At 44.8% G+C, this 14,198-nt stretch carries 8 protein-coding genes; 5 read left to right on the forward strand and 3 right to left on the reverse strand.

What is annotated here, in order from left to right; translation table 11 throughout:
* Window positions 1-32 precede the first annotated feature (32 nt).
* The 3 genes from gatB to gatC are packed head-to-tail and all read right to left on the reverse strand — an operon-like array spanning window position 33 to window position 3,246.
* On the reverse strand, window positions 33-1,478 hold the full coding sequence (gene gatB / locus STO1_RS02030) for an Asp-tRNA(Asn)/Glu-tRNA(Gln) amidotransferase subunit GatB (RefSeq protein WP_096421724.1): 1,446 nt from the start codon (window positions 1,476-1,478) through the stop codon (window positions 33-35).
* The gene (gatA, locus tag STO1_RS02035; protein ID WP_049550253.1) at window positions 1,478-2,944 is read right to left on the reverse strand and encodes an Asp-tRNA(Asn)/Glu-tRNA(Gln) amidotransferase subunit GatA; all 1,467 of its coding nucleotides are present in this window, start codon (window positions 2,942-2,944) and stop codon (window positions 1,478-1,480) included. The genes gatB and gatA overlap by 1 nt, the downstream gene beginning before the upstream one ends.
* Window positions 2,944-3,246 carry an Asp-tRNA(Asn)/Glu-tRNA(Gln) amidotransferase subunit GatC gene (gene gatC, locus STO1_RS02040; RefSeq protein ID WP_000705419.1) on the reverse strand — a complete coding sequence of 101 codons (303 nt, stop codon included), beginning with the start codon at window positions 3,244-3,246 and terminating at the stop codon, window positions 2,944-2,946. The genes gatA and gatC overlap by 1 nt, the downstream gene beginning before the upstream one ends.
* Before the next feature lie 165 nt (window positions 3,247-3,411).
* Here gatC and STO1_RS02045 point away from each other — a divergent pair, with 165 nt between their 5' ends.
* The 5 genes from STO1_RS02045 (at window position 3,412) to STO1_RS02065 (ending at window position 14,139) form a co-directional block, all read left to right on the forward strand.
* A complete protein-coding gene (locus STO1_RS02045) occupies window positions 3,412-4,104 on the forward strand; it encodes a YwaF family protein (protein ID WP_000468953.1) in 693 nt (230 codons plus the stop codon).
* Between the two features lie 143 nt (window positions 4,105-4,247).
* Window positions 4,248-5,792, forward strand: a complete 1,545-nt coding sequence (locus STO1_RS02050) for a peptide chain release factor 3 (RefSeq protein WP_096421726.1) — start codon at window positions 4,248-4,250, stop codon at window positions 5,790-5,792.
* 727 nt (window positions 5,793-6,519) lie between these two features.
* Complete coding sequence (locus STO1_RS02055; protein WP_096421728.1) at window positions 6,520-11,448, forward strand: accessory Sec-dependent serine-rich glycoprotein adhesin; 4,929 nt, start codon at window positions 6,520-6,522, stop codon at window positions 11,446-11,448.
* Window positions 11,449-11,667: 219 nt separating this feature from the next.
* Window positions 11,668-12,894, forward strand: a complete 1,227-nt coding sequence (locus tag STO1_RS02060; protein WP_096421730.1) for a glycosyltransferase — start codon at window positions 11,668-11,670, stop codon at window positions 12,892-12,894.
* Window positions 12,895-12,909: 15 nt separating this feature from the next.
* The gene (locus tag STO1_RS02065; protein ID WP_096421732.1) at window positions 12,910-14,139 is read left to right on the forward strand and encodes a glycosyltransferase; all 1,230 of its coding nucleotides are present in this window, start codon (window positions 12,910-12,912) and stop codon (window positions 14,137-14,139) included.
* Window positions 14,140-14,198: the final 59 nt, after the last annotated feature.

Below are 14,198 nucleotides of genomic sequence, written 5' to 3' on the forward strand. Positions count from 1 at the left end.
TTAAAAGTAGAAAAAAGTGTATAAAGAGTAAATTACTCACTTTCTTTCAACTTGGCCAATTCCTGTGCAAGGAGTTTAAGGGCAACTTGTGGATTGGCTTGGCCTTTGGTTGCCTTCATAAGGAATCCTGTGAAGGCCTTGTCTGCGTTGCGTTTGCCTGACTTGAAGTCGGCAACGGCAGCTTCGTTATCCGCAAAGACTTGATGGATGATTGGAATCAGAACATCTGGATCAGAGATTTGCACCAAGCCTGCTTTTTCCACGTATTCACGCGCGCCACCGCCATTTTTAGCCAGGTGGACAAAGACCTTCTTGGCAATCTTAGAAGAGATAGTACCATCTTCGATGATGGAAATCATTTCTACCAAGTTTTCTGGTGTCAATTCGATTTGTTCTAGTGTTTTACCTTCGGCGTTCAAGAACTGAGCAACTTCACCTTGGAGCCAGTTAGAAACTTGTTTGGCATCGCCACCGAGTGCAACAGCTTTTTCAAAGAAGTCAGAAGTGACCTTATTTGCAGTCAACTGACTAGCATCGTAGTCTGACAAGCCAAGGTCAGCAACGTAGCGTGCACGGCGTTCCTTTGGAAACTCTGGCAGTTCAGTACGCATTTCCTCAATCCACTCATCTGAGATTTCAAAGAGTGGGAGGTCTGGTTCTGGGAAGTAGCGGTAGTCTGCAGCGCCTTCCTTAACACGCATGAGGATGGTTGCTTTGTTGGCTTCATCGTAACGGCGTGTTTCTTGGCGAATTTGACCACCTGAGCGAAGAATTTCAGCTTGGCGTTGAACTTCGTATTCAAGACCCTTACGGACGTTAGAGAAGGAGTTGAGGTTTTTCAACTCAGTCTTGGTACCGAATTTTTCTTGACCATAAGGACGAAGGGAGATATTGGCATCCACACGCATAGAACCTTCTTCCATCTTAACGTCAGAAATGCCAGCGTACTGGATGACTTCCTTGAGGGCTGTTAGATAAGCATAGGCTTCTTCAGGAGAACGCATGTCCGCTTCAGATACAATCTCAATCAAAGGCACCCCTTGGCGGTTGAGGTCAACATAAGAGTAGCCATCTGTACCGTGGGTGTTTTTACCAGCATCTTCTTCCAAGTGAGCGCGCTCGATACCGATTTTCTTAGTCGTACCGTCTTCTAGCTCCACTTCAATCCAACCATTATAACCGATCGGCTCATCAAACTGAGAAATTTGGTAGGCTTTTGGATTATCAGGGTAGAAGTAGTTCTTGCGGTCAAAGTGCATCTTTTTGTGGATGTCCATGTTGAGGGCAAGAGCTGCCTTGATACCAGCATCGACAACACCTTTATTGAGAACCGGAAGTACTCCTGGGAAAGACCAGTCAATCACGTTAGTGTTGGCATTTTGGTCATTTCCAAAGTGAGCAGAAGTAGGTGAGAAGATTTTTGAATTGGTGTTGAGCTCTACGTGGACTTCAAGTCCAATGACTGTTTCAAAGTTCATTAGTTGTCACCTCCAAAAATCACGGGTTGTTGTTTGTGGTAGTCTGTTGTTGCTTCAAAGGCAGCAGCAGCTTGGTAAATGGTTTCCTCAGAGTATTTAGGACCGATCAATTGGAGACCGACTGGTAGACCTTGAGCAAATCCAGCAGGAATCGAAATTCCTGGAAGACCAGCTAAGTTGACTGGGATGGTCAAAAGGTCAGCCAAGTACATGGCAACGGGGTCATGGTTGAGGGAGTCCAAGTCATAGGCAACGCTTGGAGCAGTTGGTCCCAAAATCAAGTCGTAATCCGCAAAGACGTTTTCGAAATCTTGAATGATGAGGGTACGGACCTGACCAGCCTTCTTGTAATAGGCATCATAGTAACCTGATGAAAGGCTAAATGTTCCAAGCATGATACGGCGTTTCACCTCTTCACCGAAACCTTGGCTACGGCTGTTTACATAGATTTCATCAAGGTTGCTTGCATCTTCTGCGCGGTAGCCGTAACGGATACCGTCAAAGCGTTGCAAGTTTGATGAGGCTTCTGATGAAGCGATAATGTAGTAAACGGCAACACCGTATTTAGAGTGAGGAAGGCTGACTTCTTCGACGATAGCACCAAGTTTTTCAAAGTGTTTGGCTGCATTTAGAATGGTTTCCTTAACCTCTGGGTCAATCCCTTCACCAAGGTATTCCTTAGGCAAAGCAATTTTCATTCCTTTGATGTCTTGACCAATTTTTGAAGTAAAGTCGGCAATGCGGACAGGAGCAGAAGTAGAATCTTTGACATCTTCGCTGGCAATAGCGTTGAGCAAGAGAGCATTTTCCTTAACAGTAGGTGCAAAAGGTCCGATTTGATCTAGAGAGCTACCAAAGGCAATGAGACCGAAACGAGAAACCGTTCCGTAGGTTGGTTTGAGACCAACAATCCCGTTGAAGGCGGCAGGTTGGCGGATGGAACCACCAGTATCAGAACCGAGTGACAAGCGGACTTGCCCTGACGCTACAGCTGCAGCAGAACCACTTGATGAACCACCAGGAACCTTGCTGTGGTCCCAAGCATTTTTAGTGGCACCGTAATGAGAAGTCTCACCAGAACCACCCATGGCAAACTCGTCCATGTTGGTCTTTCCGACAACAATCATGCCCTTGGCTTTTGCATTGGCAACGGCTGTCGCATCAAAGATAGGCTCGTAGTTGTAGAGCATTTTTGAGGCTGCAGTTGTGAGGATACTGTCTGTAGAGATATTATCCTTAACTGCCAGTGGAATTCCTGAAAGGACATTGTCCGCGTCAATTCCAGCTTCATCAATAGCCTTAGCTTGAGCAAGGGCTTGTTCTTCAGCGATGGTAACAAAAGCGTTAATAGCTGTCTCGCGAGACTTGATATCTTCAAGCGTGGCTTGGGTCAATTCAGTTGCTGAAATCTCCTTAGAGACAAGGAGATTGTGCAAGTCTTCAATAGTTTTGTTATTAAAAGTCATTAGGCATCTCCTCCATCATCTAGGATAGCTGGTACCTTGATATAGTAGTTGTCTTTTTCAGGTACGTTTTTAAACAAGCGGTCACGGTCTGTTCCTTCTTCAGCCACATCAGGGCGGAGTACGGTCTTACGGTCAGCCATGGTCGTAGTAGGTGCGACACCAGTTGTGTCGACTTCGCCCAGCAACTCAACCATATCTACAATCTTAGACAGGGTGGTCGCAAAAGCAGCAGTTTCTTCTTCAGAGAATCTTAATTTTGAAAGATTGGCAACGTGCGTTACCTCTTCTTGCGTAATTTTCATCTTGCATCCTTTCGTGAAATGATGATTTTTAGTCTGTTCTATTTTACCATATTTTCCTATAAATAAGGGAGCCAAACTGAAAAGAAATAGAAATTGAAAAATCGCTTTTAATTCGCTATAATGGTTAAACTAGAGAATAGAAAAAATAAGAGTTAGGATAGAAATATGTTCCATCAATTTATCACCAGATCTCAAACGGTTCCTCCTCCCATTTCCCTCTTTTGGTATGGGATCATGATGCTTACTTTAGTGCTTTGTATTTATGGAGCACTTGCTTATCACAAGAATCCGAAATTTGTCCGCTTGTTTAAGGGGATTCAGATCCTCCAGTTGCTAGCCCTATATAGTTGGTATGTTGGCTTTGGGATTCCATTTTCTAATAGCCTTCCATTTTACCATTGCCGTTTGGCTATGTTTGCGGTGGTTTTCTTGCCAGATAAATGGCGGAGCAAGCAATATTTTGCCCTCTTAGGAGCAAGTGGAGCGGTCTTTGCCTTGGTTTACCCGGTTTTTGACCCCTATGATTTCCCCCATATTACCAGTTTTTCATTTTTGATTGGGCACTATGCTCTTCTAGTGAATTCATTGGTTTACTTGATGAATCACTATGATAAGAGCCTACTAAAGAAATATATGATTGTAGCCTATACCTTTATTCTCAACCTCTTTCTAGTTGCAGTTAATCAGGTGACAGGTGGAAATTATGGTCTCTTAAGAGATACCCCGTTTATCTCGAATGCTCCTCTATGGTTAAAATATCTTCTTGTGTCCGTCATCCTTTCGCTGGCTCTGGTTCTCTTTGATATCTTGTTTAAAAAACGGTGGAAAAAGAGAAATCAGGTGCAACCTGTGCTCTAGCTTGCCTTTTCATCGGATGAGCAATTGAAAAACTCCCCAAAATCCGATATAATGGAGAGTTGAAAGGAATAGTAAAATCCAATGTAAACATCATTCTTAGCTACTGAAACAACTAAAAATAGAAAATCAAAGAAAGAGAACTTATGACTATTCAAGAAGAAATAAAGAAACGCCGTACCTTTGCCATTATCTCCCACCCGGACGCGGGGAAGACAACCATCACTGAGCAGTTGCTCTACTTTGGGGGCGAGATTCGTGAGGCTGGTACGGTAAAAGGGAAGAAAACAGGGACTTTTGCCAAGTCTGACTGGATGGATATTGAGAAACAACGTGGGATTTCGGTCACGTCATCTGTTATGCAGTTTGACTATGATGGCAAGCGCGTGAATATCCTCGACACACCAGGGCACGAGGACTTCTCAGAAGATACTTATCGGACCTTGATGGCGGTGGATGCTGCGGTCATGGTCGTGGACTCTGCCAAGGGTATCGAGGCCCAAACCAAGAAATTGTTTGAGGTTGTGAAGCACCGTGGCATTCCAGTCTTTACCTTTATGAACAAGCTGGACCGTGACGGTCGTGAGCCACTGGACCTCTTGCAAGAACTAGAAGAAGTCCTTGGCATTGCGAGTTATCCAATGAACTGGCCAATCGGGATGGGGAAAGCCTTCGAAGGATTGTATGACCTCTATAACCAACGCTTGGAGCTCTATAAAGGGGATGAACGTTTTGCCAGTCTGGAAGAAGGGGATAAGCTCTTTGGAAGCAATCCTTTCTACGCTCAGGTTAAGGACGATATCGAACTGTTGCAAGAAGCAGGAAATGAATTTTCAGAAGAAGCTATTCTTGCAGGAGAACTGACTCCGGTCTTCTTTGGTTCAGCCCTCACTAACTTTGGGGTGCAGACCTTCCTTGAGACCTTCCTTAAGTTTGCTCCAGAACCACATGGTCACAAGAAAACAGATGGTGAAATTGTGGATCCTTATGACAAGGATTTCTCAGGATTTGTCTTTAAAATCCAAGCCAACATGGACCCTCGTCACCGTGACCGTATCGCCTTTGTTCGTATCGTATCAGGTGAATTTGAGCGAGGGATGAGTGTCAATTTGCCTCGTACTGGTAAGACTGCCAAACTATCTAATGTGACTCAGTTTATGGCTGAAAGTCGTGAAAATGTGACCAATGCTGTTGCAGGAGATATTATCGGGGTTTATGATACTGGTACTTATCAGGTTGGAGACACTTTGACAGTTGGAAAAAACAAGTTTGAATTTGAACCGCTACCAACCTTTACCCCTGAAATTTTCATGAAAGTTTCTGCCAAGAACGTCATGAAGCAAAAATCTTTCCACAAGGGGATTGAGCAACTGGTGCAAGAAGGAGCCATTCAGCTTTATAAGAATTACCAAACTGGCGAGTACATGCTAGGGGCTGTGGGACAACTCCAGTTTGAAGTCTTTAAGCACCGCATGGAAGGCGAGTACAATGCAGAAGTTGTCATGAGCCCAATGGGTAAAAAGACGGTTCGTTGGATCAAGCCTGAGGACTTGGATGAACGGATGTCCTCAAGCCGCAATATCTTGGCTAAAGACCATTTCGACCAACCAGTCTTCCTCTTTGAAAATGACTTTGCCCTCCGCTGGTTTGCAGACAAGTATCCAGACGTAGAGTTGGAAGAGAAAATGTAACTCAGCACCAACAATTGGAACTAAAGTTCCTAATTGTTGGACGCTAGTCGCTATTTGGCGAACTAGCTAACTGCCTTACTAACTACGTTTGGCAAATAGAATCGATTTGCCAAACTCCGTGTCGTAGTGTAAAATCGACTTACCTAAACGCTTCACTAGGAGAAATCCACGAATATTATCGATTCGTGGATTTTTCCGTCGTAACCACGTTTTACAAATGAAATCGATTTGTAAAACTCAGTGTCGTAGATTAAGGCTATTAATTAGTATGGCATTTTGCTTAAATACGTCGTAAGAAAAGTCCTCGAATGTTTTTGATTCGTGGATTTTTTTGTTGGAAAGGATAGAAAGTTACCTCGGCTACCGGCCTCATTGATTCATTTGTGAAACTGCCTTTAAATACTCTATTCTTAAAAGTCTGTGGATGCTATTGATTCATGGACTTTTTCTATATTTTGAATAAAAATCAACTCCTTGAGTAATTGCAATTATTTGCTCAAATTTAAAAGTATATAGAAATGGTTAAAAATAAATAAAATATATTAACAGAACAATAAAATGAAAATTATATTGAAAAAACAGAATAGATTTGAAATCAAGTTATTTTTGAAATCATTTTCTTTCTTTAGAGTGTGTTATAGATATTGAATTGTCGGTATATTTGGTATATAATAAAAAGATAGTATTTTATAGGTGAATAGATCTTTTTCAAGTTGAGGGGATGAACATGTTTTTTAGACGCCAGAAGGGTGAATATAGAGAAACAGACCGTGTAACTCGGTTCAAATTAATCAAATCAGGGAAGCATTGGCTACGGGCCTCGACTTCCCTTTTTGGCTTATTTAAGGTGATGCGTGGAAGTGCGGATGCGAGCCAAGTAAAGACAGAAATGGTTGAAAAGCAAGAAGGTCAGAAGTTGACCGGCTTGGATGTCTTGAAAGGGATAGCAGCTACGGGAACGATCTTAGGTGGTTTTGCTGCGACGCAAACGCGTGTTTATGCCAATGATGCAGTCGCTGTTGAAAAGACTGTCGAATCAAAAGATACCCTGGCGACGAGAGATTCAGTAGTGCTGGGGACGACACAGGATCATCAAGATGCCGCTAGCTTGTCTCTGTCTATCAGTCAAAGCCAGTCATTGTCAGAATTCAATTCGCAGAGCGCCAGTCAATCTGCGTCTACGAGTCAGTCTATCAGTGCCTCAAACTCCTCTAGCGTAAGCCAGTCGATGAGCCAATCTGCTTCTACTAGTCAATCTTTGGCAAACAGTCAAAGTGTAACTGCTAGTTCAAGTGACTCCCTTGGAACACAAAATCAAGCGAATAGTAATCTGTCAGAGAGAGCTTCGGTTGGTGTTCAAAGTCAGTACCAAACAAGTGAGTCAGCTCGGGAGACAGTGAAAGAATCACAACCTTCAAAAGAATTAAAAGCAGTTGATTTTTCTACAGAATCCTTGCCTCGAAGTCAGTCTGGTCATGTAAAGAATGAAGGTGTGACGGCTGAATCGAGTCTCACAATGACTTCTGTAGCCTTGACAGAAAAGCAAAGTGAAGAAAAACGGAAGAAATTAGAGGCCTTGTCTGCTGAGATTGGGCAATTTCTAGCTCAAGCGCAGGGACTTCCAAACTCGGATGAGGCGATCACGAAGGCTAGTCTAGCGAAGAATGAGATAGCAGAGGCCTTGAAAGGGGAGGTTTCTGATCTTACTCCTATTTTGAATAAGGCTACAGAAGCTCGAAACAGTATTGCAAATGCTGTGTTACGTGCCAACTCTGGACTTCGTGACAGCAGAAACGGACAAGCTTTGACCCAAGCTTCAAATACCGCTAGCTTCAGAGCTGCTAGGGATACAGAGAAGCCAGAACTTCAGAAAATAACCGTTACAGGTGGCGCAGTTCTAGAAGGACAAAAATTTAAAATTTATCGAGAAGAAAATTTTTCTGCGACCATTGAGTTTACTGATAACAGTGGTCGAATTGAACATGCAAAATTTGTTCCTACTGCTGTTCCCGCGGCCTATCCGGCTACTTCAACTGTTGTCTCATTCACTACGAGTAATGGTCAAAGTATCAGAATGATTGTTCCAACAAATAAACTAGCCAAAGATGGAAATGCTACAGCATCAAATCCTTTCACCGTTTCAATCACGGGTTCTGTTGGAAAAAATCAAGCAGTAAATAGTTTGTGGACCCGTTATGTTTTCACCTATGATCAGGAAGGTAATTTTAGCGGAAATACTACTGACGTAGGTCTTGTAAAAGATTTAACAGCCAACCCTGCCGCAATTCAATTTGAAGTCCATGCTCAGTCTGAAAAGTACGAACCAGCTATCAATGCTGAGGTGAATCGAAACTTTACTCTAACGGCTAATTCAGGGACTGTTTCTGTTGGTGAAGCCAGTCAGTACATCACGAATGCTACAGGGACGCCAGAATTACCTACTACAGGAATTACTAAGGGAACTAGAATAACCTATACTTGGAAATCTGGAACCAATACGAATTTGTCTGCTGGTCGGCATACTTTGACAGCGGTGGTAACTTATCCAGATGGAAGTACGGATGAAGTAGAGATTCCGATTGAGGTTCGCCCTCAGACACCTAGAATTGAGGAACGTTTCCTTAACGAAAAAGGTGGTCTCACAAATCAAGCGATTACGATAGATGGAGTGACTCCAGGTGGGACTGTTACTCTTACAATTGCAGGGGAAACATTCACCAAACAAGCAACGGGGAGCTCGACTAGTGTAACCTTTACTGCAAATGAGTTGAAGAAAGTATATGATCGTAATGGAGGACGACTTCCTAGTGGACCGGTGACTGCAAGTACGACAGTGGATGGTTTGATTTCAGATACATTTAATGGGCAAATCACGCCAAATCAAGCGTCAATTTCAGTAAGTAATAGCCAATCAGCTTCAGTAAGTTCGAGCCAATCCGCTTCATTTAGTGCTAGTCAATCTGCATCTGCAAGTTCTAGCCGGTCAGCGTCCGTAAGCTCAAGCCAATCTGCTTCAGCGAGCGCTAGTCAGTCAGCCTCAGCGAGCGCTAGCCAATCCGCTTCAGCGAGTGCAAGTGAATCAGCTTCAGTAAGCTCCAGCCGGTCTGCATCGGTAAGTTCAAGTGAATCCGCTTCAGCCAGCGCTAGTCAATCAGCCTCAGTAAGTTCAAGCGAATCAGCCTCAGCGAGCGCTAGCCAATCCGCTTCAGCGAGCGCTAGTCAGTCTGCGTCCGTAAGCTCAAGCCAATCTGCTTCAGCGAGCGCGAGCCAGTCAGCGTCTGTCAGCTCAAGCGAATCGGCTTCAGTAAGTGCCAGCCAGTCTGTGTCCGTAAGCTCAAGCCAATCAGCATCAGTGAGTGCTAGTCAATCTGCATCTGCAAGTTCGAGTCAATCCGCCTCAGTAAGCTCAAGTGAATCGGCTTCAGAAAGTTCGAGTCAGTCCGCTTCAGTAAGCTCGAGTCAGTCTGCATCGGTAAGTTCTAGCCGGTCAGCGTCCGTAAGCTCAAGCCAATCTGCTTCAGCGAGCGCTAGTCAGTCAGCCTCAGCCAGCGCTAGTCAATCCGCTTCAGCCAGCGCTAGTCAATCTGCGTCGGCAAGTTCGAGTCAGTCAGCGTCAGTGAGTGCAAGTCAGTCCGCTTCAGTAAGCTCAAGCGAATCAGCTTCAGTAAGTGCAAGTGAATCAGCCTCAGCGAGCTCTAGTCAATCCGCTTCAGTGAGTTCAAGCCAGTCAGCCTCAGTCAGCGCTAGCCAGTCAGCCTCAGTAAGTGCGAGTGAGTCAGCATCAGCAAGTGCGAGCCAGTCTGAATCAGTAAGTTCGAGTCAATCCGCCTCAGCGAGCGCCAGCCAATCCGCTTCAGTGAGCGCGAGCCAATCAGCCTCAGTCAGCTCAAGTCAATCTGCCTCAGCGAGCTCTAGTCAGTCAGCCTCAGTGAGTTCGAGCCAATCCGCTTCATTTAGTGCTAGTCAATCTGCATCTGCAAGTTCTAGCCGGTCAGCGTCCGTAAGCTCAAGCCAATCTGCTTCAGCGAGCGCTAGTCAGTCAGCCTCAGCGAGCGCTAGCCAATCCGCTTCAGCGAGTGCAAGTGAATCAGTTTCAGTAAGCTCCAGCCGGTCTGCATCGGTAAGTTCAAGTGAATCCGCTTCAGCCAGCGCTAGTCAATCTGCGTCTGCAAGTGCAAGTCAATCCGCTTCAGCCAGCACTAGTCAATCTGCGTCGGCAAGTTCGAGTCAGTCAGCGTCAGTGAGCTCGAGTCAATCAGCATCTGCAAGTTCGAGTCAGTCCGCTTCAGCGAGTGCTAGTCAATCAGCATCTGCAAGCTCAAGCCAATCCGCCTCAGCAAGTTCGAGCCAATCCGCCTCTGCAAGTGCTAGCCAGTCAGCCTCAGTAAGCTCGAGTCAATCGGCATCATTGAGTGCTAGTCAATCCGCTTCTGTAAGTGCGAGTGAGTCAGCCTCAGTAAGCTCGAGTCAATCGGCATCATTGAGTGCTAGTCAATCCGCTTCTGTAAGTGCGAGTGAGTCAGCCTCAGTAAGCTCAAGCCAGTCAGCCTCAGTCAGCGTTAGCCAATCAGCATCGGTCAGCTCAAGCCAATCCGCCTCAGTGAGCGCTAGCCAATCAGCGTCAGTGAGCGCTAGCCAATCAGCATCATTGAGTTCGAGTCAGTCCGCATCGGTGAGCTCAAGCCAGTCAACTTCATTGAGTGCCAGCCAATCTGCTTCAGCGAGCGCAAGTGAGTCAGCGTCAGTCAGCTCAAGCCAATCTGCTTCAGCAAGCGCTAGTCAGTCAGCCTCAGTAAGCTCGAGTCAATCGGCATCATTGAGTGCTAGTCAATCCGCTTCTGTAAGTGCGAGTGAGTCAGCCTCAGTAAGCTCAAGCCAGTCAGCATCAGTCAGCGTTAGCCAATCTGCATCGGTAAGTTCAAGTCAATCCGCTTCATCCAGCGCTAGTCAATCTGCGTCTGCAAGTGCAAGTCAATCCGCTTCAGCCAGCGCTAGTCAATCTGCGTCGGCAAGTTCGAGTCAGTCAGCATCAGCAAGTGCGAGCCAGTCTGAATCAGTAAGTTCGAGTCAATCCGCCTCAGCGAGCGCCAGCCAATCCGCTTCAGTGAGCGCGAGCCAATCAGCCTCAGTCAGCTCAAGTCAATCTGCCTCAGCGAGCTCTAGTCAGTCAGCCTCAGTGAGTGCGAGCCAATCCGCTTCAACAAGTACTTCAACTTCTGCAAGTATGCTAGCAGACGAGTTAGCGTTGGAAAGTGCCTCGATCTCAGCAAGTACATCAGTGAGCGAATCTACCTCAACGAGTGAATCACTCTCAGCTAGCATGTTAGCCAGTGAATCGACTCTAGCAAGTGCTTCGATTTCAGCAAGTATGTCAGTGAGCGAGTCAACGTCGATTAGCGCTAGTCTCTCAACTTCAGATTCTGTTAGTAGATCTGTGTCAGCAAGTGCTCTGGCATCTACTTCAACAAGCACCTCTCTTTCAATGGCAAACATTGCAAGCCAAGGTCAATCCGCTTCAAGCAAGCCAAAACAAGCCTTGCCAAATACAGGAGCGTCGACTTCGGTAGCATCTGCTTTGTTGGGAGCATTGACAGCTGTGACAGGTATCGGTCTTCTTGCCAAGAAGAGTCAGAATGACGATCAAGAAAGTCATTGATAAGATATAAAAATCAATGAATAAATAGTAAAATGGAAAACCTTTGAAAACATGATTTTTCAAAGGTTTTTTCTATATGCGAGAAGGGGAAAATCCTCTTTTGAGTTTGAAATAAACTAGGGGAAAAGGTATAATAGGAAGGTGAGATAATCATCGAAAAAATCAGAATTATGGTAGAAGAAAAGTAGCCAAAAGAATGTGAAAAGAAAAGGGGACGAAATGAAAAAAGAGCTTCAAAAAGCCATTGTACTCGGTGGTGATAATGCATATATGGACAAGATTGAGACAACAATCAAGTCAATCTGCGCCCATAACCGAGCAGTGACTTTTTATGTTTTCAATGATGATTTGCCATCTGAATGGTTTCAGCTCATGGAGAGACGTTTAGAACCTCTAGCCTCAAAAATCGTCAATGTCAAGATTAGTCATCAAGGTTTGAAAGAGTATCGTTTACCACTAGCTCACTTAAGTTATGCAACTTTCTTTCGCTATTTTATACCTCAGTATGTCAACGAAGACCTAGCCTTGTACCTGGATTCGGATATTATCGTTAGATCAAACCTAGATCAACTCTTTTTAGAAGATATGGCAGACTGGCCAGTAGCTGCTGTCGCAGATGCTCTAGTTCCTAGCACTTTTAATGCAGGTGTCTTGCTGATTAATGTCGCTCTCTGGCGTCAAGAAAAGGTGACGGAGCACTTGTTGAGCTTGACAGACCAACTGCATGATCAAGTTTTTGGCGATCAGGGCGTGTTAAATCACCTCTTTGAAAGTCGTTGGAAATCGCTGCCAGCTACCTATAATTTTATGGTTGGTATGGATACAGTGGCTCGAAATTACCAGATGGATTCTTGGTATAGCGATTCTCTTGCTACTGAGAAGACAGCTAAGATTATTCATTATACAGGGGACAAGCCGTGGTATCAAATCAACCTCAACCGTTTCAGGGAGGACTGGTGGTTTTACTACGGACTAGAGTGGTCTGATATCGTCATGAAAAAATGTGATTTTCATAAAGGATTAGCATCTTTAGTTCAAGCTCCCCAGTATGCGACCGCTATTTTTACCAATACGTGTCACATGGAGAGAATCGAACACCTGATCCAAGAACTGCCCGATGTTGAGTTCTCTATCCTAGCTCATACCAATTTTGCGCCGGAAATCATGAACTTGCAATCGCATCTGAATGTACGCCTCTATCCCTACTTTAATCCCATGAATGTCAGAAAAGTCTTGGAAAAGATTGACTTTTACTTGGATATCAATCATGAGGATGAAATTGCAAACATTATCCAAGAGGTGCAGCAAAGAGAAATCCCTATATTTGCTTTTGAGACCACTAGTCATGACTCGAGTGGTTACAGTTATGTCTACTCACCAGCAGCCGTAGGTCAAATGATCGAGTCTATCCGTACGCTTTTGGAATCACAGAAGCAGTCGTTGTAAACTGAAGGAAACTAAATGAAAAAAACAATTGTTCTCGCAGGAGATTATGCCTATATCCGCCAGATTGAAACAGCGCTCAAGTCTCTCTGCTATCATAATAGCCATGTCAAGGTCTATATCTTTAATCAGGATATTCCCCAGGAGTGGTTCCGTGCTCTCAGACCGATAGTAGAGCAGATGGGCGGTGAGTTGATGGATGTCAAGATGCTTGGCGCCCAGTTTCAGATGAACTGGAGCAACAAATTGCCCCATATCAATCACATGACCTTTGCCCGTTACTTTATCCCTGATTTTGTCGAAGAGGACAAGGTACTTTACTTGGACAGTGATTTGGTAGTAACGGCTGATCTGACGGCTCTCTTTGAAATGGACTTAGGAGAAAACTACCTGGCTGCAGCACCATCTTGTTTTGGAGTTGGGGTTGGCTTTAATGCAGGTGTACTCTTGATCAATAACAAAAAATGGCGGGCAGAAGCTGTGAGACAAGAGTTAGTTGAGTTGACGGAGCGGGAACACCAAAATGTGAGTGAAGGAGACCAGTCCATACTCAATATGCTCTTTCATGACAGCTATGCTCCTCTCGATCAGAACTATAATTTCCAGATTGGTTTTGACAGTGGGGCTGCCTCACATGGGCATGAGTTCATCTTCCAGATTCCCCTAGAGCCCCTGCCAGCCATCTTGCATTTCCTCTCTCAGGACAAACCTTGGAATACTCATTCGGTCGGGCGTTTGCGTGAGGTTTGGTGGCTCTATCATCTGATGGAGTGGTCTGCCATTACTGAAAAATGGCGTCAGGCTGGAATTGACTATCCAGTCACAGTCTATCAGCCAGCTATGTCTTGTGTTAATTTGACTAACTCCTGGCATCTTGAGAAAATCGACTATCTGGTTCAAGCCTTGCCAGAGGTGCATTTCTACATTGCAGCCTATACGACGATGGCACCGGAACTCATGCTCTTATCACGTTTTGAAAATGTGACTCTCTATCCCAACACCTTTCCCCTCTTGGTTGAGAAACTGATCCAGCAGGCAGATGTCTACCTTGATATTAACCACGATGACAAGTTGAGTGTTGTTTATGACTATATTTCACGCTTTGAGAAACCAATCTTGACTTTTGACAATACCCAGTCCCAGGAACTAGCTGAAAGTGCCTATGTGGGTATTTTCTCAGCAGAAAGACCAGAAGAAATGGTAGCTGCTCTGACAGCTTATCTGGACGAGAAAACTCACGAAAACTGAGATAGAGGTTTGAAGATGCTAAGATAAAAAGGCTGGATTGGTCCCGTATGACAGGACGG

This window comes from Streptococcus oralis subsp. tigurinus (genome assembly GCF_002356415.1).
Lineage (GTDB): Bacteria > Bacillota > Bacilli > Lactobacillales > Streptococcaceae > Streptococcus > Streptococcus oralis_F.